Source organism: Ignavibacteriales bacterium (assembly GCA_016214905.1).
In the GTDB taxonomy this organism is placed as follows: Bacteria; Bacteroidota; Ignavibacteria; order UBA10030; family SZUA-254; genus PNNN01.
Genome location: JACRMQ010000007.1, coordinates 995142 through 1021514 on the forward strand (window position 1 = coordinate 995142; position 26373 = coordinate 1021514).

21 protein-coding genes and 1 tRNA gene are annotated in these 26373 nt (G+C 38.8%); 14 read left to right on the forward strand and 8 right to left on the reverse strand.

The features are described from left to right. Nucleotides 1-201: 201 nt before the first annotated feature. The 5 genes from HZB59_11325 to HZB59_11345 all read left to right on the forward strand — a co-directional run bounded on the left by HZB59_11325 (nt 202) and on the right by HZB59_11345 (nt 6168). Nucleotides 202-3105, forward strand: a complete 2904-nt coding sequence (locus HZB59_11325) for an immune inhibitor A (protein ID MBI5022016.1) — start codon at nt 202-204, stop codon at nt 3103-3105. A gap of 70 nt (nt 3106-3175) precedes the next feature. Further along, nucleotides 3176-3251 (forward strand) — tRNA-Ala (locus HZB59_11330). 121 nt (nt 3252-3372) lie between these two features. Next, nucleotides 3373-3723, forward strand: coding sequence for a carboxymuconolactone decarboxylase family protein (locus HZB59_11335; protein ID MBI5022017.1), 351 nt, complete (start codon nt 3373-3375; stop codon nt 3721-3723). A 289-nt stretch (nt 3724-4012) separates the two neighbouring features. After that, nucleotides 4013-5416, forward strand: a complete 1404-nt coding sequence (locus tag HZB59_11340; protein MBI5022018.1) for an aspartate kinase — start codon at nt 4013-4015, stop codon at nt 5414-5416. Then, nucleotides 5413-6168 carry an endonuclease III gene (locus tag HZB59_11345; GenBank protein MBI5022019.1) on the forward strand — a complete coding sequence of 252 codons (756 nt, stop codon included), beginning with the start codon at nt 5413-5415 and terminating at the stop codon, nt 6166-6168. The genes HZB59_11340 and HZB59_11345 overlap by 4 nt, the downstream gene beginning before the upstream one ends. Nucleotides 6169-6193: 25 nt before the next feature. On the opposite strand, the gene HZB59_11350 is transcribed toward HZB59_11345, so the two are convergent. Both HZB59_11350 and HZB59_11355 read right to left on the reverse strand, forming a co-directional pair. After that, complete coding sequence (locus tag HZB59_11350) at nt 6194-6805, reverse strand: chalcone isomerase family protein (protein MBI5022020.1); 612 nt, start codon at nt 6803-6805, stop codon at nt 6194-6196. Nucleotides 6806-6873: 68 nt separating this feature from the next. Continuing rightward, nucleotides 6874-7380 (reverse strand): PaaI family thioesterase, encoded by a 507-nt coding sequence (locus HZB59_11355; protein MBI5022021.1) that lies wholly within the window; start codon nt 7378-7380, stop codon nt 6874-6876. Between the two features lie 193 nt (nt 7381-7573). Between HZB59_11355 and sppA the strand changes: the two genes are divergently transcribed. After that, nucleotides 7574-10006, forward strand: a complete 2433-nt coding sequence (gene sppA, locus HZB59_11360; GenBank protein MBI5022022.1) for a signal peptide peptidase SppA — start codon at nt 7574-7576, stop codon at nt 10004-10006. A gap of 12 nt (nt 10007-10018) precedes the next feature. Continuing rightward, a complete protein-coding gene (locus HZB59_11365) occupies nt 10019-11101 on the forward strand; it encodes a S9 family peptidase (GenBank protein MBI5022023.1) in 1083 nt (360 codons plus the stop codon). A 31-nt stretch (nt 11102-11132) separates the two neighbouring features. Here the strand turns inward: HZB59_11365 and HZB59_11370 are convergent, their stop codons facing one another. Beyond that, nucleotides 11133-11510, reverse strand: coding sequence for an aspartate 1-decarboxylase (locus HZB59_11370; protein ID MBI5022024.1), 378 nt, complete (start codon nt 11508-11510; stop codon nt 11133-11135). Nucleotides 11511-11626: 116 nt separating this feature from the next. Here HZB59_11370 and HZB59_11375 point away from each other — a divergent pair, with 116 nt between their 5' ends. Beyond that, entirely contained in the window at nt 11627-13450 is a 1824-nt protein-coding gene (locus tag HZB59_11375; GenBank protein MBI5022025.1) for an ABC transporter ATP-binding protein, read from the forward strand. 14 nt (nt 13451-13464) lie between these two features. Then, the gene (locus HZB59_11380; protein ID MBI5022026.1) at nt 13465-14325 is read left to right on the forward strand and encodes a glycosyltransferase family 2 protein; all 861 of its coding nucleotides are present in this window, start codon (nt 13465-13467) and stop codon (nt 14323-14325) included. Between the two features lies 1 nt (nt 14326). Here the strand turns inward: HZB59_11380 and HZB59_11385 are convergent, their stop codons facing one another. After that, on the reverse strand, nt 14327-15823 hold the full coding sequence (locus HZB59_11385) for a glycosyltransferase family 39 protein (protein ID MBI5022027.1): 1497 nt from the start codon (nt 15821-15823) through the stop codon (nt 14327-14329). A 108-nt stretch (nt 15824-15931) separates the two neighbouring features. Here HZB59_11385 and HZB59_11390 point away from each other — a divergent pair, with 108 nt between their 5' ends. Genes HZB59_11390 through HZB59_11410 form a run of 5 tightly spaced genes read left to right on the forward strand, consistent with a single transcriptional unit; the run spans nt 15932 to nt 22354 of the window. Then, complete coding sequence (locus tag HZB59_11390) at nt 15932-17875, forward strand: sulfatase-like hydrolase/transferase (protein ID MBI5022028.1); 1944 nt, start codon at nt 15932-15934, stop codon at nt 17873-17875. 6 nt (nt 17876-17881) lie between these two features. Then, nucleotides 17882-18976, forward strand: coding sequence for a glycosyltransferase family 1 protein (locus HZB59_11395; protein MBI5022029.1), 1095 nt, complete (start codon nt 17882-17884; stop codon nt 18974-18976). Between the two features lie 8 nt (nt 18977-18984). Beyond that, the gene (locus HZB59_11400; protein ID MBI5022030.1) at nt 18985-20052 is read left to right on the forward strand and encodes a glycosyltransferase family 4 protein; all 1068 of its coding nucleotides are present in this window, start codon (nt 18985-18987) and stop codon (nt 20050-20052) included. Further along, on the forward strand, nt 20053-21246 hold the full coding sequence (locus HZB59_11405; protein ID MBI5022031.1) for an O-antigen ligase family protein: 1194 nt from the start codon (nt 20053-20055) through the stop codon (nt 21244-21246). Continuing rightward, nucleotides 21230-22354, forward strand: coding sequence for a glycosyltransferase family 4 protein (locus HZB59_11410; protein ID MBI5022032.1), 1125 nt, complete (start codon nt 21230-21232; stop codon nt 22352-22354). The genes HZB59_11405 and HZB59_11410 overlap by 17 nt, the downstream gene beginning before the upstream one ends. Before the next feature lie 3 nt (nt 22355-22357). Here the strand turns inward: HZB59_11410 and HZB59_11415 are convergent, their stop codons facing one another. The 4 genes from HZB59_11415 to HZB59_11430 are packed head-to-tail and all read right to left on the reverse strand — an operon-like array spanning nt 22358 to nt 26365. After that, nucleotides 22358-22867: a DUF255 domain-containing protein gene (locus tag HZB59_11415; protein ID MBI5022033.1), complete on the reverse strand. Its 510-nt coding sequence runs from the start codon at nt 22865-22867 to the stop codon at nt 22358-22360. Nucleotides 22868-22882: 15 nt separating this feature from the next. After that, on the reverse strand, nt 22883-23788 hold the full coding sequence (locus HZB59_11420) for a PorV/PorQ family protein (GenBank protein MBI5022034.1): 906 nt from the start codon (nt 23786-23788) through the stop codon (nt 22883-22885). A gap of 5 nt (nt 23789-23793) precedes the next feature. Continuing rightward, nucleotides 23794-24738: a PorV/PorQ family protein gene (locus HZB59_11425; protein ID MBI5022035.1), complete on the reverse strand. Its 945-nt coding sequence runs from the start codon at nt 24736-24738 to the stop codon at nt 23794-23796. Between the two features lies 1 nt (nt 24739). Continuing rightward, nucleotides 24740-26365 carry a hypothetical protein gene (locus HZB59_11430; GenBank protein MBI5022036.1) on the reverse strand — a complete coding sequence of 542 codons (1626 nt, stop codon included), beginning with the start codon at nt 26363-26365 and terminating at the stop codon, nt 24740-24742. Between the last annotated feature and the right edge of the window lie 8 nt (nt 26366-26373).

Genomic DNA, 26373 nt, shown 5'->3' on the forward strand with positions numbered 1-26373 from the left:
GTTGATGATAATCATTTGTCGAATCCGATCACCATCAAATCAAGGATGAAGGTGATAAGCCAATCAAAGTTAATTAATATTAACATTTTTTTGTGGCTTATCCAAAGATTTTGTGAAGCTTGACATTCATACAATCCTTTGGTAAATTCAATGAATTCAAAATCAATCCAATCCCTAAGAAGCCAGCATAAAGAGGTTAAGATGAAAAAAACGCTAATACTTTTAATAATGTTAATTGGAATAATATCAAATCTATCTTCAGCTGATTTATATAAAAAGGTAAAAGTATTTATTCCTGATGAATTATTATTTAAGAAATTTTTGTCGACGGGAATCGATATGGAGGGGGCGGTTGGTAAGATTGGCGGATGGGTAGAGATAACTTTATCAAATCAAGAATTGGACAATGTTAATCGTCTCGGTTTTCAAACTCAGATATTAGTTGAAGACATGACTAAATATTTTTCACGACGTTTGATTAGAGGACCATATAACGCACTTGGATTCGGAGACGGTAGTATGGGGGGGAATTACACTTTTGATGAGGTTGTGCATTTACTCGATTCCATGAGAGTGCTGTTCCCGAATTTAATAACAGAAAAATTTAGTATTGGTAATACATTTCAAGGCCGGAACATGTGGGCTGTTCGAATTTCAAAAAATGCGGATGTCGCCTCAACAAAACCGGAAGTATTATACACAGCACTGACACATGCGCGGGAACCGCAGGGGATGATGAATCTTATTTATTTCATGTGGCACCTCTTAAATAATTATGGCACTGATCCTGAAGTGACTTACTTGTTGGATAATCGACAAATGTATTTTGTTCCGGTAATCAACGCGGATGGTTATGAAGCGAATAGGAGAATTTCACCGACCGGCGGGGGGATGAGAAGAAAAAATATGAAGAATGTAGTTGCCGATAACGATTCGTATGGTGTCGATTTAAATCGTAATTATGGATACAAATGGGGATTGGATGATGCAGGATCAAGTCCGTATCCTGCTGCTGAAACTTATCGTGGAACATCAGCATTTAGCGAACCGGAAATTTTTAATCTTGCTCTGTTTTGTATGGAGCACAATTTCAAGGCTGCGTTCAATTATCACTCTTATGGTAATTTATTGCTTTATCCCTGGGATCATACTTCGCTTTATGAATCGCCGGATTCTGTCCAGTTTGCAGAGTACGGTCAGGATATGGTAAAGTATAACTATTATTTTTCAGGTCCGAGCGGTAAAAGTTTGTATATGGTAAATGGCGGTGCTACCGATTGGATGTATGGCGATCAGGAATCAAAAAATAAAATATTTTCATTTCTTCCGGAAGTTGGAAACAACGGAGATGGTTTCTGGCCCTCATCTGATAGAATTCTTCCAATTGCTCAAGAGAATCTGTATCCGAATTTATATTTAGCAAATGTCGCAGGAAGTTTTCCGAAGATACAGGGATTTACAATAACAGATAGTATTGACGATGGCAATCTAGAAAAGGGAGAACCTTTTCTTCTTAATCTTTCTGTCAGGAATAAAGGATTGGATTCAACACAAAACTTATTCCTTGAAATATCTGCGTCATCTCCGATTATCAAAATGGGAAGCGATATATATTCACTCGGCCGGATTTCTCCGACAACAATTTATCATGTGTCGCTGCCTTGTACGGTTAGTGCTTATGCACCGAATGGTCCTCAATTTTTATATGTAAAAATTAAGGAAGATCCTGATCGTTATCTGTATGATACAATTAAATTATCTATAGGTAAATACAATCTGACGCTTTCTGATAGTGCTGAAAACGGAGCCGGAAATTGGACGACAGGTTCCGGATGGGGATTATCCACCGCTGCCCACTCGCCATCAAATTCATTCGCCGATAGTCCAAGCGATTACTATACCGATTTAGTCGATAACAGTCTCACTCTTGCATCATCAATCGATATAAGTATTGCTCAAAAAGTAATTTTAAAGTTTTGGTGCATGTGGGATATCGAATCAGATTGGGATTTTGCAACTGTGGAAATATCATCAGATGGTGGAACAAATTGGTCAACCGTATCAGGCAAATATATGAGACCAGCAAGCGGAATCGGCGTTCAAACTGCTGGAACATTCGGTTATGATGGAATCAAAAACGATTGGGTAGAAGAAGATCTGGATCTTTCTTCTTTTGCATCATCGAATTTTAAAATTCGATTCCGAATCCGCAGTGATGAATATACAACAAGAGACGGATTTTATGTCGATGATATCAGATTATTAACGATTGATAAAGATACAACAACCAGAACCTTTTCAATTTCTCTCGCTGACAAATGGAATCTTATTTCTCTGCCAATCGATACACCATTAGTTCATAAAAATGTATATTTTCCTGAGGCGATAACTGCCGCCTTCGAGTATGTAGGTGGTAGTTATGCTCCGCTAGATTCAATTCGGCCGGGGAAAGGATATTGGCTGAAATTCAATTCACCACAAACAATTAATTTGAGTGGGAAACCATACCTCTCCGGTTCATTCGACGTGCAAGCAGGATGGAATCTTATCGGATCAATTTCGGAATCCATTCCGGTCAATTCGATCACCAGTACTCCATCCGGTATAGTAACCGGTAATTTCTTTAGATATAATTCGAATTACTTAATCACAGATACTGTTTCCCCTGGATATGGTCATTGGGTGAAAGTTAATCAATCAGGAATCCTTCATCTTTCTGCAAATTTAAGCCGAGCCGTTGGTTCTTCAATAAAGATCCATCCATCATCTGAGTTGCCACCTCCGGCACCCTCCGATGAATATCATAACAAACAATTACCAACACAATTTAAACTAGCTGAACCTTATCCAAATCCGTTCAATCCAACCACTCAGATAAGATATAGTATTCCCAAATCGTGCACGATCACTTTGAAAATTTATGATTCATTTGGAAGAATGATCACCGCACTTGCTGGAGGTAGAAGAGATCCGGGTGATTATGTTGAACAATGGAATGCAGTCGGATTAGCAAGCGGGCTTTACTTTTGTCGTTTAGAGGTCATAGGAATTGAGGGACAGGTTGCTCTGTTCAAACAGGTGCGAAAACTCTTATTACTTCGATGATGAATTTGGTTCATTCAGCCAAACTTTGTATATTAGTTCAACAATTAATCGATAAATCGAATTTATTATTGGGGCTGTAGCTCAGTTGGGAGAGCGCCTGAATGGCATTCAGGAGGTCGCCGGTTCGATCCCGACCAGCTCCACCAATCTAAATTTACATCGTACCATTGTTGCTTCCTAAACAATCCGCAGATGTATTATTCCGCAATTTGAATTTATACTTAAATCTAATTATCAATTATTACAAAATTTATTGATCGTTAATTTATGTCGAACCGTCTAGATGAATTTCAATCCTTCCGAAAGAAAATGAACGACCGAATTCTAAACGCAGATAACCGGGCGATAAAAAGATTTTTCAGTGTCGATACTTTAACATACGAACCGGGGAAACTGGATGTTAAAACAAAAGAAATGCTCGGGTTGGTCGCTTCGATGGTGTTACGATGCGACGATTGTGTGTCGTATCATATAATGCAATGCAAGGAAGCCGGAGTCTCTGATGAAGAGATGTTCGAAATATTCAGCGTCGCTCTCACGGTTGGAGGATCGATTGTTATACCCCATCTCCGACGCGCGGTTGCTTTCCTTGATGAGTATAATGAGGAAAAAAAATAATAAGAAACTAAATAGACAGAATGAACTTCCTCGGTTTGAATATTCTCGTTATTGGATCTGTAATAATACTCGTATTACTTTATCTGATATTCATGATAAACAGGAGACGGCGCACTAAATTTCTTCATGGTGACGATAAAGAAACTGAATAGCATCAAATCTCCCCCAAATAATAATATTTACACCAACCCTCAGCCGAAACCGAGGGTTTTTTATTTCCTTGAAACTCAAGTATAGAGATGTTATATTGAATTCAAATCATATTTGAAATCGAAGGAGAAGTACTAACATGATCGTTATGAAATTTGGCGGAACATCGACACAAGATGCACCGGCAATAGCGAATGTTGTTGAAATTGTCAAGTCGCATCTGCATCAAAAACCCATCGTTGTCGTATCGGCAATTGCTCAAGCCACCAATATGCTCGAGAAGATTGGGAAATTTGCCTCGGAGAAGAACGATCGTGAAGCGCGAGAATCGCTTACCCAGTTATTCAGTCGGCATTATACTATAATCGATCAGTTGATCCGGCATATAACAAGGAACCGGAACCTTCGTTCTGTCCTCGATGCCACGCGTGAAGAAATTGAAACTATAATCAAAGGTGTAACTATTCTCCATGAGTTAACTCCGCGCACACTTGATACATTATACAGCTACGGCGAGTTATTATCATCGCGTATTGTTTCTGTCGCACTGCAGGACCATGGCATTCAATCGGAGTGGGTTGACACAAAGGATTTCATGTTTACCGATGAAAATTTTACGCGGGCAACTCCCTACTTCGATATCGTTGAAGAAAAATTGAAATCAAATCTTTTACACTTTGTTGAAAAAGGGATAGTGCCGGTTACGCAAGGTTTCATAGGCATAACATTGTCCGGCCGTCGGACAACAATGGGACGCGAAAGCTCTGACTATTCCGCGGCAGTAATTGGAGCCGCACTAGATGTTGACGATATACAGATTTGGACGGATGTGGATGGAGTGTTAACTGCCGACCCGGCTGTTGTTCCCGACGCGAAAAAAGTTAAAGTATTATCTTTCAAAGAAGCTTACGAGTTATCATATTTTGGCGCCAAGGTTCTTCACTCTAATACAATGCTTCCGGCAATAGAAAAAAGTATTCCAATTCATATTTATAATTCGCGTCGCCCAAAATCTGCCGGGACACTTGTAACAGCCGCAATTCCTTCAGCCGACGGAATTTTGAAATCGATCGCTTATAAAAGAAATATCACCGTTATTTCAATCACACCGTTCAAGAGAATCGGTCAGTATATTTTTTGGGAACATATACAGAATGTTTTTACAAAACATGGAATCATCATCTTAACGAGTGTGACAGCAGAATATGGATATTCATTTGCAGCAGAAGAGAAGCAGATCACTCAGGCATTGCTGCAAGATTTAAATGAGATCGGTGTTGTTTCGGTCAGCGAGAAAAAATGCATCATTTCGGTACTCGGTTCCAATATTTCACGAAATGCAGGTGTTATTAACAGAATATTTAGTTCGATTTCCGATTTCAATCTCAGTATGATTTCGTTCGGTGCGTCTCAATCCAGTATAAATATTGTACTGGAAGATGATGACACGCTGGATGCCGTGCGCGGAATTCATTCTGAATTATTCGATGAATTGTTTACAGACGATATCTTTGAAGTCTTAGAGCATGCAAGCAAGAAATGAGTACTGTCGGTCTTTCTCAGATTAATTATCGAAATAAAATCAGAAAGATTGCCTCGGTCCTGAATACATTTCTCGGTGTTCCCGTTCAACCTGCTAAACGCGCTAAACCTTTAGTTATGCTTATAGCGACAATCCTTTCTCAAAACACTAACGATAAAAATAGTCATCGTGCTTACGTTGCACTAAAGAAAAAATTTCCCACCTGGAGAGATTTGGCGAATGCTCCAACGCGTTCGATCATTTCTGCAATCAAAACGGGAGGGATGGCGAATCAAAAAAGTAAACGAATTAAACAAATTTTACATAATATTTATAATCGATTCGGTGACTACTCTCTTGATTCTTTAAAATCTAAATCGAATGAAGAAATCATGGAAATACTGCTCTCGTTCGATGGCGTTGGGGTAAAGACGGCGGCTTGCGTTCTTCTATTCTCTATGCGAAAAGATGTATTCCCCGTTGACACACATGTACACCGGATTCTCGGTCGGTTAGGTGTAACCTCAGGATGCAAAACTCCGGAGGATACATTTAATGCCGCGGGAAAATTTATACCGAAGGGAATGGCATATTCTTTACATACAAATCTTATTCGCTTTGGACGAAAAATATGCAAAGCAACCACTCCACACTGCGATCTATGTCCTCTGTATCAGGAATGTGTTTTCGAGAAGAAGAAAGAATATAAAAACAAATTTCACAGCGGGAAATCGAAACAAAACATCGATTTCATGCTTTTAGATAATGTATAATTATTTAGATCGCCGGTTGAAAATGTTACTTGCCGATCATCCGGCTGACTAAATCATCTCTATCCACTATCGAATCTTCACCGAACCAGATGGTCCAAAGTATGCGGGCGAAAATCGGATCGGTGATTGGAAGCTTACTCTCACCGTTGAGTATCGGAATTATGGTTCCGCCGGGAAGCCACTGTAAAATAAACTGCTGATTCTCTTTCACATCTTTGGTGAAGTATCCCGTAAATTGATTTATTGACGGTTGGATTTTTTGCAACTCTTCTTTGGATGAATGCGACTTGAAGCCGTCAAGATATGCTTCTTTAATTTTTGCCGCTTCAACATCACGCGAAAAATCCATCGTGATTTGTTTCGCTTTGCCATCCTGTAGAATCGCCATGAATGCTGCCTCTTCGTCTTTTACCGATGGCGGGTCCTGCATGTAGTGCGCAATACCGTAAACTTTAAATATGATTTTTTTCCTCACAGCTAATCCGGTAAGTTGAAGTGTGATTTCTTTATCGGCATTTTTAATTTTAATTTCTGATGGAAATAATTTGCCGGTCGAAGATTCCTTGACTGTTTGCTGGGTGTAGATGCAGACAGGAATAAGCAGAAATACAAGAAGAAGGAGAATAAATTTATACATGGTATTCCTTAAAAGATGTGAAAATTAAATTCTATAAGAATATAAAGAGTATAGTTGCAAGAATCAAATTATAATTCAATTTCAGCGGGATCATCATTCTCGACCAGAATTTTCCATTCCGCCTCATCCGCGTTAAAATCAGAGATTTTCTCGATAGGCAGTTTCAAATATTTTCCTTCGGCAGTTACCGCAACTTCACCCGTGGCAAGTTTTAATTCTCCGGTTCCCTCAAAAAACCGACTGGAATCGTTTGTTATACGCGCAACAATTTTTAGCGGCGAATTCAAAGGAATTGGCTTTAAATATTTGGTTTTAAGTTCGAGAGTTACACCCCATACTTCTTCTTCATATAGAATTCTGATGGCTCTGCCTATTGTTTCATCCAAAATTGCGGAAGCTATGCCGCCGTGCAGCCGACCGGGATAACTTTGATGTTCTTCTTTCGGTTGGAAAATCGCGATTAAGCTTTTATCATCAGTTTCATAAAAACGGGCGTCGAGACCGAATTGATTTTTAACTCCGCATATAAAACAGAGTTTCGAATTATGCTGTTTGCGAATTACTTTTGATTTCATAGAATCTCAAAAATTAATAAAACGTGATGATTGTTGCTAATGTGATTCGAAAATATACAAACCTACCCCTACATAATCAATTGGTTATTACAGTTGCAACCGAATTATATTTTAACTATTTTAACCGATAACGATCGATTTATGAGATAAACATCAAACTAATATTTTCCCATTCTTTGTTATAGGATTCAATATGAAATATATATTTTATATTCTATCAATTCTAGTCTTGTACGTTCCTCTTGTTCACTCACAATCTTCTTCTCCTAACTATCATTCTCAAACCGATTTATCCCTAACTTCTCCGGGCGCATTAAAATTTGGTCTTTACGGCTACGATAATCCGGCGCTTTTGTCATATCTGCATCAACCTGATATTTTATTTATGTGGAACGATGAAGGTAAAAAATGGAACAACTTCAATCGTTGGGGACTATTTACCGGCGTTCCGAATGCAGGTTTCGGACTGATTCATCATCGCATCAATGTTAATGAAATAACTAATTACAAATTATCCCTCGCGGCGGGAGATAAAAACGCGAGCTTCGGTCTTGCTTACGGATGGTCGACCGGTGATAAGAATTATTTTAATCGGTCAAATTTAGTAACGATAGGAACACTATTTCGACCAATCCGTCATGCCTCGCTGGGAATTGTTGGAACTTTACCGACAACAGGTGACCATAGAAGTATTTATCTTGATCTTGCCATCCGTCCGTTAGGAAATGAATTGGCAACCATATTCGGCGATTTTGCCATCGAAAAATATCAAAGCTTTAATGCCGGTGCCACGTGGAGTGTTGGAACAGCGATTGAACCACTTTCCGGAATCAGATTAACTGGAAGATATTTCGATTCCAAATCTTTCACCATCGGTTTTCAATTCAGTCTCGGCAATATCGGATTGTTAACACAATCATCTTATGACAGAGATAAAAAATATTCATCTCAAACTTATGGTATAAGAATTGGCGCCTTCGATCGGACTGTATTTGGAACAAAGATAATCTCCGAAAAAAAATATGTTGAATTCAATCTGAATGGACCGGTAAGATATCAACGGTATAAATGGTTTGATAAATCGAATACCCTTTCGGGTTTACTCTCTTCCATCAAAGCTGCAAAAGATGATCCGGCGATCAATGGGATCGCGATCAACACATCCGGGATTTCGGCTGATCGTGAGATGCTGTGGGAAATACGTGAGCAACTGAAAGAATTTAAATCGGTTGGTAAACATGTGGTGATATTTATTGACCGACCCAACATTGATATTTATCATTTCGCATCTGTTGCCAATAAAATTATTCTTGATCCGGCCGGAACAATTATGCTGGAAGGCTATCTTATGGGTAGAACCTATCTTAAAGGTACTTTGGAAAAATTAGGTATCGGATATGATGAATGGAGATTTTTCAAATATAAATCGGCGGTTGAAAATCTTGCGCGGGATAAAATGTCGGAAGCCGATCGTGAACAACGGCAGAAAATTGTTGATGATTATTATCGATTGGCTAAATCGGATATTTGTGAGAGCAGGAAGATGCAACCGGATAAATTCGATGAACTTGTAAACGATGTAACGATGTTTTTACCGGATGAAGCGATAAAGGAGGGCCTAACCGACACAATAGCTCGTTGGGAAGCAGTTCCGGAAATGATTAAGAAACTTGAAGGAGAAGAAGGATCGGTTGTGGGTGCGGGGTCATTGAAAAAATTTCAGTTACCTCAGGATAATTATTGGGGAGAAAGACCGAAGATAGCAATTGTATATGCCCTCGGCGCATGCGCAATGGATGAAGGAATAAACGCACGGTCATTATCAAAAGTAGTGGAAGCTGTCGCAAACGATACAAGAGTTAAGGGAGTTGTTCTCAGGGTAGATTCTCCGGGTGGAGATGCGATGGCTTCGGATTATGTAGCTGAAGCGATAAGAAAATGTAAAGAAAAAAAGCCTGTAATCGTTTCTCAGGGATTCGTCGCGGCATCGGGTGGCTACTGGCTTTCGATGTATGCTGATACAATTGTAGCCGCTCCGAATACGATAACAGGTTCAATCGGTGTAATTGGAGGATGGGCGTACAATAAAGGAATTAAAGATACACTTGGTATGACGACTGATCATGTTAAAGCTGGTAAACATGCCGATTTGGGTTTTGGATTTACACTTCCTTTTCTCGGAATTGGAATTCCGGATCGTAATTTAACTCCGGAAGAATTTGGCAAGATGGAAAATATGATTAGATCTTTTTATAAAGAATTTGTAACCAAGGTTGCATCAGGTAGGAAGAAAAAATTTGAAGATATTGAATCGATTGCTCAAGGAAGAGTTTGGTCGGGTTATGACGGAAAAGAAAACGGCTTGGTTGATGTTCTGGGTGGACTTCAAAAAGCTGTTCAGATCGCAAAAGAAAGGGCGAATATTTGTCCGGAGCAGGAAGTTGATATAATCGAATTACCTGAAAAAGGATTGTTCGACCTCAGTCAGTTCATGCCGAAGTTGTTGCCGTTCAACGTTCAAGATGATCCGGTGCTTCAGCATCTAAAATTTAGATTGGAACATAATGGTCAGCCGATGCCGATTATGCCGATCGATGAGATAGAATTAAATTATAATAAATATTAAAGGAATTTTTCTATGAAGATAGTAAAATGGTTGTCTTTTGTTTTGATCGGTATTCTTATTTACTCTGTGCAATTTAATGCACAGAGTGCAACCGAAGAAAAGTCGACTGAAAAATTAATCAACAGTAAATTTGAATCGCTCGATCACCGTCTTGATCAGATAGAAAAAGCTATCGATGATATTCAATGGAACGGTAAGGTGGGTGATGTCGCAGATATCGATAAGGTTTTTATAGTTGGTCCACCACCTGCTCATGTTAAAAATCCTACAGCCATGGGTGTAAAAAATCCGTTAAAATTTTGGACGTACATTTTTTTTCCTAAAAACCTGGATCGTAAAAAAGAGTATCCCCTTATTATTTTACCTCACGGCGGTGTTCACGCGAATTTCACCACATATCATACTCATATCATCCGTGAATTGATGGCTCAGGGTTATGTTGTTGCCGCGCCGGAATATCGAGGAAGCACCGGCTATGGCAGCGGATTTTATAAACAAATCGATTATGGCGGATTAGAGGTGGATGATAATAATGCCTGCCGCGATTATATGGTGGATACTTATCGCTTCATCGATAAAGATAGAGTGGGAATCATGGGGTGGAGCCACGGCGGCTTGATTGCTCTTATGGATATTTTTCAGAATCCTGATGATTATAAAGTCGCGTTCACGGGTGTTCCCGTTAGTGATCTCGTTGCACGGATGGGATATTATGATGATGAGTACCGCGAACAATTTTCAGCCGAATACCATATTGGAAAAACAGCGAATGAAAATGTCGAAGAATATCGAAAGCGTTCTCCCGTTAATTATGCCGAGAAATTAAAAACTCCGTTACTTATCCATACAAATACGAATGATGATGATGTGAATGTTTTAGAAGTCGAACATCTCATCAGGGCTTTGAAAGCCGCCGGTAAAAAATTTGATTACGAAATTTTTAAAGATGCACCCGGTGGACATAGCTTCGACCGCATCGATACGAAGCTTGCCAAACAGATACGCGTTAAAATTTATAAGTTCATAGGTGAATATCTCAAACCTCCAGATCAGATTGAATCGGTTGAGGAGTTGGAAAAAGCAGGATATAAGTAAAGATCGGTTGGAATGCAACAAAAAGCTCAGGTTAACATCCTGAGCTTTTTAATTTATTCAATTCTTCTTTCGTGTACCGAATAAATTTATTCTTCTTATCAACGATAATGATTCTCGGTTTGATCGGTTTTTTCGACATCTGGAATGTCATTATGATAATCTCATCTCCCTTTTTTATAAGATGAGCCGCCGCGCCGTTCATGCAAATTTTACCGGAATTCTTCTTCCCTTTAATAACGTAAGTCTCAAGTCGATTACCGTTATTATTGTCTACTACAAGAACTTTTTCAAACTCCGAAATATCTGCTTTCTCCATGAGTGCCGGATCAATAGTTATTGAGCCGACATATTTCAAATTTGCCGATGTAACGGTAGCATTATGTATTTTTGATTTTAGAAATATTCGCATATTTTGAAGAAAAAAAGATTAATCGTTCACTTCACGATTTTAATATACTAAGAATGAAATTGAAGAGCAATTAACCACCTTGGATGAAAACAACGGAATCATTATATTGAATCGCTATGAAACAATATTTTCGTATTTTATCGTACCTTAAAGAATTCTGGAAACCGTTAACCCTTGCAACGGTAAGCAATATTCTTTTCGTAATATTCAGCACGCTTTCAGTCGGTTCGGTCATGCCGTTTATCGACATTCTTTTCAGTTCACCATCACCAAACCGTCAATCGGAAATCGCGTTTAATCTTTTTAAACTTCGTGAATACATCTCATATCAACTCAATCAACTCGTATTGAGTTACGATCGGCTTGATTTGTTGCTGGGACTTTGTATCGCCATAGTTATCACATTTATGCTGAAGAATTTGTTTTTCTACCTGCAAGGATATTTTATGGCGACTGTTGATCAGGGAATTACACGGCGGCTGCGCGATAAACTTTACGCTCATCTCCACCAGCTCTCGATGAGTTTCTTCAATAATGAAAGAAAAGGAAATCTGATCTCTACCATCGTGAACGATGTACGGGTTGTGCAGGAATCGCTCTCGGTTGGCGTAAACGGCGCGTTCCGCGACCCACCTCAAATAATTATGTTCGTTCTAGTCTTATTCTTTTTCGATTGGTCTCTAACTCTTTTTATTTGTGTGCTGTTACCGGTAACAGGATTTCTAATTACACGACTGGGAGATATGTTGAAACGTGAGAGTAAAGCAGCTCAGGAAAGAATGGCAGATGTCATTTCGGTTCTTTCTGAAACATTATCGAATGTCCGTGTAGTGAAAGCGTTCAGGATGGAGGAATTCGAGATAAATAAATTCAAAAACCATACACAGAAATATTTCCAAACGATGCGCGGTATACAACGGCGCAAAAACCTTGCGAGTCCTCTAACGGAATTTCTCGGTGCCATAACAATTGCCATAATCCTTTGGTTCATAGGTAAAAACGTCGTTCAAGGTACAACCCCGATGACACCGGGTGCATTGCTGCTATTCGTAGGGATAATCGTACAAATGTTGCCGTCTCTTAAATCGTTCGGGCTTGTATTCAACAGTGTCCAGGAAGGCAGCGCGGCGGCAAACAGGGTGCTAACAGTGCTCGATATCAAGCCGAATATTTATGACAAGAAAGATGCTGCAACTTTGTCTGGGTTTAAAAATAAAATCGAATTTAAAAATGTTTCGTTCCAATATGAAACCGGTGACATTGTTCTGAAGAGAATAAATTGTGAAATAAATGCGGGGGAAACTGTTGCGATTGTTGGTCCGAGCGGGGCGGGTAAATCAACACTTGTCGATTTAATCCCAAGATTTTATGATGTCAGCGATGGAAGTGTAACAATTGATGGAATGGATGTGCGAAGCATTACTATGGATTCACTCCGTTCGCTTATGGGCATTGTTACGCAGGAAACAATTCTTTTTAATGATACCGTTCGGAATAATATTGCGTATGGTCATCAGGAAGTTGAGTTTGATAAAATTGTTGCCGCAGCCAAAGTAGCAAATGCTCACGATTTTATATCATCACTTCCCGAGGGTTACGATACTGTTATTGGTGATCGAGGCGTAAAAATATCCGGTGGCGAACGTCAGCGTATATCGCTTGCAAGGGCAATTTTAAAAAATCCACCCATACTTATTCTAGACGAAGCAACTTCGGCTCTCGATACGGAAAATGAAATTCTCGTTCAGCAGGCGATTGAACGGTTGATGGAAGGTCGAACGTCTATTGTCATCGCTCACAGACTATCTACGGTCCAGCGTGCCGATAAAATAATAGTTCTTGAGGATGGTAAAATTGTTGAAATTGGGAAACATTCAGAACTACTCGCTCAATCCGATAGCTTATACAAAAAATTGCACGAGCTTCAATTTCAAATTTAAATGATCTTATTCAGATGAAAGTCAGCGGTTTCACCTTTGTTCGGGATGCCGAAAAATATGGCTACCCGGCAGTCGAATCCATACTATCTATGCTTCCGATTTGCGACGAGGTTGTTGTTGTGGTCGGATATTCTTCCGATAATACTCTCCAAATCATACACGAAATTGATTCGGATAAAATTCGAATTGTCGAAACCATTTGGGATGAATCACTTCGCATCGGTGGTAAAATCCTTGCTCAACAAACCGATATCGCTTTGAGTCACTGCAACTATGATTGGTGCTTCTATCTTCAGGCAGATGAAGTATTGCACGAAAAATTTTATCAACCGTTACGCTCATCGATGGAAGAGAACCTCAACAACCATCGTGTTGAAGGATTGCTTTTTGATTACGTTCATTTTTATGGAAGTTATTGGACTATAGGAACGGGAAGGCAGTGGTATCGAAAAGAAATTAGAGTTGTGCGTAATAAAATCGGCGTTCGATCGTTCAGAGATGCGCAAGGTTTCCGTCTGAACGGGAATAAACTTCATGTTAAACATTCCGGAGCGCAGATTTTTCATTATGGATGGGCTAAACCGCAAGATCAAATGACTGCCAAACAAAAAAACCTCGATAGGTTTTGGCACCGTGACGAAGAAATAGAAGAAAAATATGCGAGTGCCGAATTTCAGATATTCGGAAATCTTGAAGAGATTGCGCTCTTTAAAGATACACACCCTGCAGTTATGCGATCGCGGGTTGGCGATTGCGATTCAAATATTATCAAAATTGTTGAAAACAGGAAGAAACGTAAAACATTTTTCAAATGGCTCGAAGAGGATATTCTCCACACGAGAATCGGTGAGTATAAAAATTATAAATTGGTATGAGTTATCGGAGAGAAAATACCGATGCTGTTTTAATCCTGTTGTATTTCGGATTGAAGTAGTGCGCAATCCAGTCTCCCAAGCTCGGAGATATTTCTTTTTCTAATGTCAACCGTTTGCCGAATGCTTTTTCAAATGTAATTCTGTCTTGCTCGATTGAATCCCCGTAAAAGACGATATAATTAATTGTCGCTTTTGAAACAGTGACTTCCTGAAATTCTTCATTGAAATTCTTTCGCTCAAAAAACCAGAATAACGGTAGAGTTGGGTTGCCAAGATAATAAGAGGGGACGAGAAACTCATAATCGTATTGAACGATTATAATTCCGGTTGCATTATGTTGTGATTGGATAAATACGAACGGTTCGATCCGGTCTTTCTTCCCGTAATGAAATAAAGTCAATGTGAGCAGTATTGAATTCAGTATCCAGAAATAAATCCATAATCCCCGATAAAATTTTAGTAAATTCTTTTTCATGAACCATTCTTTTATTTTTGACATACCGGCTACACCTAGAATGATCAAAACCGGAATGATAGGAAGGAGAAAGCGTTCTTGCTTGTTTGCGATAATACTATGCGCGATAAAGAATGATAACGTTGAAATACCGAGCAATGAAAATGTTCTTCCTCCTCTGAATGTCGAATAAAGAAAAAGAATTGAAAATGGTGGGATGAAGATTGCAGTCAGAGTTAGCAAATAACGCCATGGTGGACCGGCCGGATAACCTGATGTATGAAATAAATCGTTCGGATTACTGAATATCCAACCGAAATTTCTATAATACGAGTAACCAAATTCTCCATTGATAAAAATATTTATGACTGCCTGAGCAGAAGCGATGAGCAGGACTCCAATTAAAAACGCGGAAAAATATCGTCTCCTGCTTTTCTGAAACAATAAACCGAGTGTAAAAATCCCGACAAACGAAATCATCGGGAAACGAAGTATCATCGCTGTTCCCATCAAGATTCCGGCAACGGTTATTGAGATGGGATTAAATGAATTTTGTTCTTCTTGTTTCCGGATAATCCATATCGACACGAGAACAGGTATTTGGCACAGTGCTTCTTCAAATTGGTGAACTGCCATGATTGGGATGATGAATAAGGATGTTGCCATCAAACCACCGATAGATGCCTGGATTTTATCGGTTTTAGATTCTAAAATTTTATAGACGAAATATATCACGAGCAGAGAAAGGATACCTTGAACAAGTCGGATGGTCAACATCTCAATATCAGGTGAACTGTTACCAAGTGCTCTCCCTAACATCATCATTATTGCTCCAAAATAAGGATATAAAGGAGAATCTTTGTAATCATGAGGTAATGGGAACCCCCGCGAAATCATGTCAGCATCGACGACAAAGTTAAAATGATCGTCGAGCGTGAGGAATCCTTTACTGAAAAATGCAGCGATAAGTCTTATCAATAATCCGAACAATAATAAAAATGTAAGCGGATTTCGATTAAATCTATCTATCAAATTTTCCTTCAATGCGGATTTCCTTGTGAACAGAAAACATCTGTTGAATATTGCTAATTAAACACAGAACGAATATATTGAAATAATTTTTGAAATTAAAATGGCTATTCATCCATAATCATGCTGAAACAGAAACCTGCTAAAACTGGCAAAACCTCTAAACTATCGCAGGGGTTTTATTTTTTTCGATTGATCAAACAATTGACAATCATCCTTTTTCTTTTTTTCGCCGCCCGTTTATTATTTTACATATTCAACCGTCAATCATTTTCTGATTGCGCCACACTCGACCTTTTTATTGGATTTTTGTACGGTATCCGATTTGATATTTCTGCAATTCTCTACTTTAATATTTTATTTATTTTGATACTTCTCGTACCGCATCCATACAGGGAGAAAAAAGGTTATCGTATTATATCATCTTTTATTTTTTATTTTTTTAATGGGATCGCGTTATTGTTGACAGTCATTGATTTCGAATATTTTAAATTCGCAAAGAAAAGAATGACTTTTGATCTGATTTCGATGAAGAGTGATTTGAACTCATTGGTTCCGGAATATCTAAAAGATTATTGGTACCTCGCATTAATTCTGGTTAGCTTCCTCGTCATTAGCTGGTACATTTCAAAGAAGATGATATCTAAAACATCTCCGCCAAAAATAAATTATTTCATTCAATCGATCATATTAATATTTACTATCGGTCTTTTCTTAATAGGTGTGCGTGGAGGGTTTCAATTAAAACCGTTGAAAGTGTTAGATGCATCTTTATATGGAACTCCTAAAACCGTTCCGTTGATTTTAAATTCCCCTTTTACTTTTATTCAGTCGTATGGAAGGAAACGTCTAACCGAAATAAGATATATGTCGAATGAAATTGCTGAAAAACGATTTCCGATTTATCATCGGGTGAATAGTGAATACCAGATGAAAAAAATGAATGTCGTTATTATCATTGTGGAGAGCTTATCGCGTGAATTTATGTCATGTTACGGTGCTGAGAAAAGTTACACGCCATTTCTTGATTCTCTGGCAACACATTCGCTTGTCTGTAAAAATTCATTTGCCAATGGTACTCGGTCTATGGAAGCTATTCCCGCTGTAATTGCCAGCATTCCACATTTGATGACCGATTCATATATTTATTCCGCATATCAAGGAAATCGGATTAACAGCATTGGGAGTTTGCTTGATGAAAAAGAATATGAAACCGCCTTTTTCCATGGTGGAACTAACGGTACAATGGGCTTCGATAGTTTTGTAAAAATGGGTGGTATAAAAAAATATTTCGGTCGAAGCGAATATGGCGATGAAAAAGATTTCGACGGTTTGTGGGGAATATATGATGAAGAATTTCTTCAGTTCACTGCGCAAACTTTGGAAAAAATGAAAAAACCGTTTTGCTCAACAATCTTCACTCTTTCATCTCACGAACCGATAAGTATACCACAAAAGTATAAGGATAAGTTTGAAAGGGGAAAACTCCCTATCGAGAGAGGTATAGAATATGTCGATTTTGCGATTGGAAAATTTTTTCATTCTGTGTCTAAGATGGAGTGGTATCAAAATACATTATTCGTTATCACCGGTGATCATACACCGGGCAGAACCCAACACCAGTGGTTTCAATCTTCTATCGGAATGTTCGAAGTCCCGATCATGTTTTTTGCGCCGAATAATAAACTGAAAGGGATGAACAACAAATTGACATCCCATGTGGATATAATGCCATCTATTCTCGATTACCTTTCATACGGCGGTGACTATGTTTCATTCGGCAGAAGTATTTTTGATTCCTCTTATGACGGTTCGAACTTGAATCTTGTAAGCGAGAGTTATCAATTGTTGAAAAATGATTATGCGCTTTTGTCGGATGGTGAAAAAGTAATCAGTTTTGAAAAATATTCCAATGAGAAAAAAATATCTCAAAACCATCTTGGCTCAGATCCGGCGGTGGAAAAGAAAATGCTTGAAAATCTAAGAGCTAGTTTGCAAATTTACCGGAATGCGATGATTCATGATAGATTAACTACCAATTCTTACCATAATTACACTAGCCCCTGATCCGTTATGAATATTATTTTGCTCTCTAATTATTCAATCGGTTGTGTGCCTTTTTATGTAAAACGCGCCCTTGAAAAAATAGGGCATAATGTTTTTCCTTTCAGCCCTGATTATAACCTGGATGGATGGACGAAATGTGCGGAGGATGTGGATGTAACCGAGATAGTAAAAAATATTTCAATACCGATCGATCTCATTCTCTGTGTGGAAGCGAGTACGGGAACAAAATTTTTTCCGAAAGGATTGGATTCTGTTCCGGCGCCAACAGCTTGGTGGGGAATAGATAACCATTTGAATTATCGATGGCACAAGGAATATGCAAACTTATTCGATATTGGATTTTTTGCGCAAAAAGAGTACCTTCACAAGGCGCAGAAATATGGATTAAAAAATTCATTTTGGCTTCCTCCCGGATGTGATGAAGAATTTCATCGCGACAGAAATTATGAAAGAATTTATGATGTGAGTTTTGTTGGAAACCTGACTCCTAACCGTAAAACATTTTTCAATTCGCTTGGTGTACCCGTTAATCTCGTTTCCGGGGTATATTTAGATAAAATGGGTGAAGTGTACAGCAAATCTAAAATAGTACTGAATATCAGCGCCCGCGAAGATTTGAATATGCGTGTATTCGAAGTTATGTGTTCGGGTGCATTACTAGTTACACAAAGGATAGATGCGGGTATCAACGAGTTGTTTGAAGAAGGCAGGCATTTTGTTTTTCATGACATAAAAAATGCGGGTAAAATTGTTAGGTATTACCTGGATCATCCTGAAGAACGCGTGCGAATCGCTGATGCAGGAAAAGAAATAGCTGTCAGCGAGAATACGTATGCTAAGCGGGTGGAGACAATACTCGCGAAAGTCAAAGAGTTTAGCGGATATACCGAATCGAGAAGACAAAAATTTAATTCATATAAAATATATATCCAGGAAAGTTTAGTCTATAAACACCGATCGTTCAAATTACTGAATGAATCGAGGCGATCGTTTAACGAAGCGATGAATAGGAATAAATTTCTAACAATATTTTACCTATTGCGATTTTCATTTTACAGATTGATTGAACGAATTGATAAAATGTTCAAGAAAAATTTTTAAATGACTCTATGATATTCGGAATAGATTATCAAGCGGCTGTCCCCACGGAACGATCAGGGATCGGAACTTATATCTTCAATCTTGTTGATGCTTTGTCTTCCATCGATGGAAGAAATGAATATAATCTTCTTGTCCCTTCGATGGATAAATCATTAAAAGCGGTAAGTGAGAATTTCAAATATATTAGTAAGAAAAATCCATTTCGATTCATAAAACGATTCGATTCATTCCACGGTCCCGATTTCAAACTGATCAGTGTGAGAGCGGGTAGGAAGATTGTAACTATTCATGATTTAGCAAGCAGGGTGGAGGGTGATTTTATGTCAGAGGATTTTCTCGCTTTGACCCGGAATAAAATTGAAAAATCCACTGACAAGGCAGATGTTATCGTAACGGTAAGCAAAACTATCAAACATCAGCTTGAAGAATATTATCCCAGAATAAGAGGAAAGATTCGAGTTGTATATCACGGTATCGGAGATGAAATTCAGCGAACAAACCAAAAAGACCTAGAATTCGAGAAGCTCGGGAAATATGGGATAACTACTCCTTATTTCCTTTTTGTCGGCAATCTTGAAACACGAAAAAATATTATAACTTTATTAAAAGCATTTCAAAGTTTTATTCAAAAAGAAAAGACCAACCATCAACTAGTATTAGTAGGTAAGCCGGGCTGGGGTTACGAACGAATAATGAAGCATGTGAATGAATCTGCATGTCGAGACCGAATTCGTTTTGTGGGATGGATATGCAGTGCCGATATTTCCACTCTTTATTCGAATGCAGATTTGTTCGTCTATCCATCTTGGTACGAGGGTTTCGGATTCCCCTTACTTGAAGCAATGAAATGCGGTGTTCCCGTTATCGCATCCGATATCCCAACTCATCGTGAGATTGCAGGTAATGCAGCGATTTTTGTTCCACCATCCGATGCAGAAAGTTTTGCGCAAAAATTTTCTTTGCTTCTATCCGATGGACAATTAAGAACCGGGCTTGTTCAATCCGGGAAATCCCGATCCGAATTATTCACATGGAAGAAAGCAGCACAGGCGATGCTCGATATTTATGAAGGTTAAATGATGAATGTAAATTCGTTCAGAGTTTTAGTCGATAAATGGATTTGGTGGGGAATAGTTACATTTGTTGCGGTACTGATATTTTCGATCGCCATTGTTCAAATAGTGGTCGGTGTTCTCACCATCCTTTGGATCGTGAAGATTGTTATAACCCGGAATTACAAATTTGTGCGGACTCCACTGGATTATCCGTTCATCGCATTTGTTGTTTTACGCATCGTTTCGGTTTTCTTTTCTGTAGATTTTTCCGCGAGTATTCCAACTCTGTATAAAGAAATCCCTTTTTATATAATCTATTTCATCGTCACTAATAATCTAGCGATCGACGATAAAAATCAAATTAAAAAATTGATATGGATAATGATATTTGCCGGGTGTGTCGCAAGTATCTATGGGTGTACTAAAGTGATTTTCGGTTATGAAGAACGTGCCAGTTCGAGCACTTCGGGATATAGCACGCTCGGAATGTTTTTAGCAGTTTTGATTTCGTTTACCTTATGGCTCGGTAAGAGTAAACTATTTTTCACCTCACGTTTGTTGTGGAGTTTGAGCTTGGTAATCATGGGAAGCGGTTTGCTCTTGACTCTGAATCGAACTCATTGGGGAGTTTTGGCTGTTATCCTTATTATTGTTGGATTATTGAGGGAAAGAATTGCGTTGTTTGTTACTGCCATCGTAAGCGGGCTGATAATAGTTTTCATCCCTTCTATTTCAAACAGATTCTACCAGATGATTCATTTTCTTGAATATACTTCAGGGCGGAATGTTATTTGGCAGGGGGCGTTGATGAAATTTACAGAACGCCCTATTTTTGGCTTTGGACCAAGGACATTCGAACAAATATTTCCGCTTCGGGAGCAATTGGAAGATAAATTGATAGCGAGCTGGCATAACGATTTTCTTCAAGTTTACATGGAGAGTGGTCTATTTGCTCTGATTGCATTTCTCTGGATTATCATAGCAATATATTATTATGGATTGAAGATTGTTCGACTAAAGGAATTCGATCTTTTCTACAAGGAAATAACAATTGCCATCTTGCTGGGTATGTCGGCGTTTTTCCTTACCGGATTAGTGGGCGGTTTCATAATCGATCCGATTACTTCGTTGCTATTCAGATTCCTACTTGCGATACTAGCACTCATCAGTTGCACAGTTACTAAAAAAATTAAGATAGATGGAAAGAAAACTTAAGATATTGCACATCTGTTCGTCACTTGCATGGGGTGGTGCTGAAATAGCAGCAGTGAAATTAGCTCATTCATTCAAAGATCGCGGGCATGATATATATTTTGCCGCTCATCCGAGAGGCAGGATATTTGCTGAATTACAAACACTCGGTATTTATCCAATTCCGGTGCGATTGCTCCGGAATTTTGATCCATATTCTTCGCTGAAACTCAGATTAATAATTAATAAACATGCTATTGATCTTCTTCATGTTCATATGTCGCGTGATCTGGTCCACGCATATCTTGCGACATCAATGATGAATAATCGGCCGCGCATAATTCTTCAAAAACAAGTTTCTTCAAAGGTCTCAAAAAAAGATTTATTTCATCGGTTGATTTATTCGCATGTTGATAAGATATTTGTTCTGTCTAATTTTTTACGCGAGAATATTTTAAATACTTGTCCGGTGTATGAAAATATAGTGACTGTCATACCGGGTGGAATAAATACAACTTTATACCGTCTGGATCGTGATGATGCAAAAAATCTTCGTGCCGAATTCGGGATTCCGGCAAATGCTTTGGTCATTGGTTCCGTCGGTCGAATTGATCGGGCTAAGGGATTTACTGAATTAGTGAATGCCCTGGCATGCCTTCCGGATTCGTTTAAAGAGACTCGGTTGGTTATTGTTGGTGAAGCAACTTTTGGTGAGGAGAATTACAATAACGAGCTTCATGAACTCGTTAATTTTCTTGGATTAAAGGAGCGCATTATCTTTGCAGGTTATCGGTCGGATATCCATAATTTGTTTTCTGTGTTCGATATATTCGCGTTGCCTTCGTACGAGGAGGCATTCGGGTATGTTTATATTGAAGCTATGGCAGCGGGTTTGCCAGTTATCGCTGCTGACGCGGGTGGTGCTTCTGACATTATTACCGATGGTGAAACAGGATTTCTCGTTACACCAAAAAATGTCGACTCATTGAAAGATGGATTGATAAAACTATTGAGCGACCATCAGCTCAGGCAACGTTTTGGAGTGAACGGAAAAAAGAAGGTGTATGATAAATTTTTAGAATCCGATATATTGCAGAAATACGAAAATGAATATTATTCACTTCTCAAGTGAGTTTTACTTCTTGCCTGATTCTTGTTGAGAATAAGTTTTATAAAACGCTTCCCAGTTTTCTTTCTTATAATAATCTTCACCGAAAAATTTTATAATCGGTAAAAATTTATCAGCAGGAACAAATGAAGCTAATTTATCGATCGGTTTACCATTAGAATCGAGAAAAAACATTGTTGGATAACCGGTTACGCCCATTGCTCCGGTAAACTGAGTTTCAGACATCTCTTTGCCATCCAATTTTAATTTCTCTGATCCTTCACCATTAACCTTAACCAATACATAATATTTTTTAAGGTAAGCCGCTACTTTATCATTTTCGTAAACTTCTATATCGAGTTTTTTACACCATTTACACCAATCTGTATAAACATCAAGTAAGATTTTTTTATTACTCTTTTGGGCTTCGGCTATGCCGTCGTTGTATTTATACCATTTTAATTCAACTTTATTTCCGGAAAAACTATAAGTTGATATGATGAATATGAAGACGATGATTGAGATTATTTTATTCATGATGTTTTTTTTCTATTATTGAAATTGAATTTCTAATGAAAATATATGTCCTGAACCGAAACTGTCTTTGTAAGGAACATAGGCGTAATCAAATTGAAATAATGAAGACCGTATTCCAACGCCTGCAGAAAAACTTTTTGTTTCATAACCTGTTTGATATCCGAAACGTAATGCTATCATGTTTTTATAATCCGTCTCGGCGCCGAAGTGAAGATGAGTCTTACTTTCTTTTGGAAACGAGACGATATCGCCATTCACTCGAACATCGATAGGAATCGAAGTGAAGGGATGATTATACGAAGTTCCTGCCCTGATTATCAACGGTAGTTTTGTTGACTCATTGAATAATTTATTCATCGATCCCAGGTTGCTGATCGATAATCCAAATTGAGTATTCCATGGCGATTTATATAATGCACCCAAATCAATGGCGTATCCTGATGCGTCATCGACGTAAATCTTTTCGTATAAAAATTTACCTGTAACTCCGACGCTGATCAAAGAAGTTATTTCATATGCCGAAGATAAACCTATTGAAGCATTCTGTGCATCGAACATTCCAAACGGATCGCCAGCAATTTGCCGTAATGGAATATTATTCACGCTGGTTTTATTTACACTCAAACCGAAAGAAAAATCATTCCATCCTGTTATGGAGGCAAGATACTCAGTTTTTCTGTCCTGCACTCCTTCATTGTGCATGAAGAGGAGGTGCGCGGTTGCATCGGTCGCAATTGTTGCGGGATTGTAATAAGTTCCGACCGGGCCACCATTCACAGCAACGAACGCCTCACCCATTGCCAGAGTGCGTGCGCCGGCACCGAACTTTAGGAATGTTAATCCTGTATTTCCCGTTTGTGATATACTTGTTGAAGTCATTAATCCATAAGATGCAGCGATAATGAATAAGATTCTTTTCATAAAAATTATATTTTGGCAGATAGTGTTATAAAATGAATTGCGTGTGGTGCAAATGAATCATAAATAAATGCGTACGATAATGCGGGTTCAAATCCGGCTACCGGTTTTCTGACAGTAAAACCGAACGAAGGTTTAGCGCCGGTTCGATCGGTTCCGAATTCGATTCTGTCAACGCCACCACGGATTTGAAAATATTCGATCATTGAGTATTCGGCTCCAAACCGAAGAATATTAGTGCTTTGATTAGAGTTTTCGAAGTCAACCGCAACCGTAATTTCAGGATCTTCAAGACAATAAGCGAAACCGATTCTTCTTAATGTTGGAAATTTATCGGTAGTTGGTTTACCAAGCGGTTCGGGGTAGATAGGTTTAGTGTCCCAAATATATTTAGAACCTATATCTTGTAACGCAACACCCAAGTATAACCGATCAATCAGGTGAAAGTGAGCACCGATGTCGAATCCGACGGTTGTGGAAGTTACTTCTTCAAATAATTTGTTGTGATAAAGTTTTACCGCTACACCAAGTGATACTCCCTCGCTGACCTGATTAGAAAAAGCGAGTGCGAATTGATAATCGTATGTTGAATAATCTTCAGTGTGTACACCGTTGCTGTTCCTTCCGTCGATGTTGCTCACTCCCGCTTTGATGATTGAAGCAGAAATGCCGGCGGTCGGAGGAATCGATTGGGTGTAACTTAAAGAGGTAAGTGATCTGTCGAGCGATAAAAATCCGAACGAAGCATTTGCCGAGCGAGTTTTTGAAAACGCAGAGAGTGCCGGATTATAATATGCAAATATCTCATCTGAATTGACGGCAGTAAGCGCGTTGCCCATTGCCATACCGCGTGCCCCGAATCCCATTCTTGCAAAAGCCCCTGCTTTGCCGGCGTTCTGAGAAAAACTTTGTTGAGAATAAATGATCAATAAAAATAAAATTATACGTTTCATATTATTGCAGCACCAAAATTTTTCCATACGTGGATTCATTATCATCGATTTTTACCAGATAGAAATATACTCCGTTCGCAACAACAGTGCCTTTATCATCTCTACCATCCCAAAGTTCATCTAATTCCAGATTGTCGGGCCGGGTTGCGTTGTTTAGTAATGTTCTCACGCGGTTCATACCGAAATCAAAAATTTCTATTGTTACACTTCGACTTCCTGTGGAATTAGGGTCTCCAGATTTTTTTCCGTAGTGGATGCGGACATATGCATCCGCTGCGGGGAGTGCGGTTGATGGAGCAAATGGATTCGGGTATGCGTATGTTTCAGATGAATTACCCACAGATGCGAATGTTCTATAGATAGTCCAACTTTTACCGAATGGATTTTCACTATTGTCGATTGTTCTGGCAAATCCTTCGTTCGTTCCAACATAAACAGAGTCACCGATTACATCGACTGAATAAACTTTTGCTGAATAAATATATTGATGCGATAAATGATCAGCCAAATCTGATATTCTTATGAAATTCTCACCGCCATCGTTAGTTCGATAAATTCCATCTTCGGTTGCAATGTATGCGATTGAATCTTTGAATGCGAAACCGTAAGCGCGAATTCCATGCAGCCGGTTAGTCCATGTTTCTCCGAAATCGTCAGAATAACTCACACCGAATTCTTCACGATTGTCTTGTGCTCGCCAATTGGTAGTCCACAAACGTTTGATGCCCGAGAAGCGTTGTTCTTTTATCGAGATCACCCAATTCCCAAGTATCGGTAATGCCTGATTTTGATGATTCATTTTTGTCCAACTTATACCGCCGTCAGTAGATCGGTTCACACCGTCGGCGGTTCCGCACCAAATAGTATCGGGACTCACCGCATATACTGAAAACGCAAGCAAATTATTATTTAACCGCGGATCGTATTTAATAAAAATTCTTTTTTTTCTTTCCGGGTCATTCGGTGCAAATGAGTAAAGGGTGTCTGTAGGAGAGATGATATTCATATTGTCGAGAGGTAACAATATTCGTTGCCATGTTTGACCGTTATCGGTAGATTTTCTTAAACTGCTCGCCCAGCTTGCAATCCAAATGCTACCTGAAGTTATCGAAATATCGAAAGTTACATTTTGTTCCGGTACGATTACAGGAAGAATCCGAATTGAGTCGTTTATGCATGGATAACCGGGCGGGCAATAGGAAATTATGCTATCTCCGTTTTGATCTATCACTTGTTCAAAATGTTGCCATGTATTTCCCGCGTCGAAAGAAGCAGCATACCCACCGCCGGTTTGAACACCATTTCCGTTTACATCTTTCTCGTATCCCATTGCAGCCCAAATAGTATCTCCGTAGGTTGAGATTGCAAAAATGCCTGAATAAGCAAATGCGGGATCGGTTTTAAACGATAACCAGCTTCTACCTCCATCTAAACTCTTGGCGAGTCCATTACCTGTGCCTATGTAGATCGCCGAATTGTTTACAACAGTATGTGAGACGCTGTTGCTGGGTGGGAAGGTTGTAGCTTCAATTTCATTGAGAGAATAATTTTTCAAGAATATTGATTGTCCGTTTGAAATTTGAAGAACTAAAACGACAAGTATTGAAATTAAATAAATATATTTCATGGTATAGT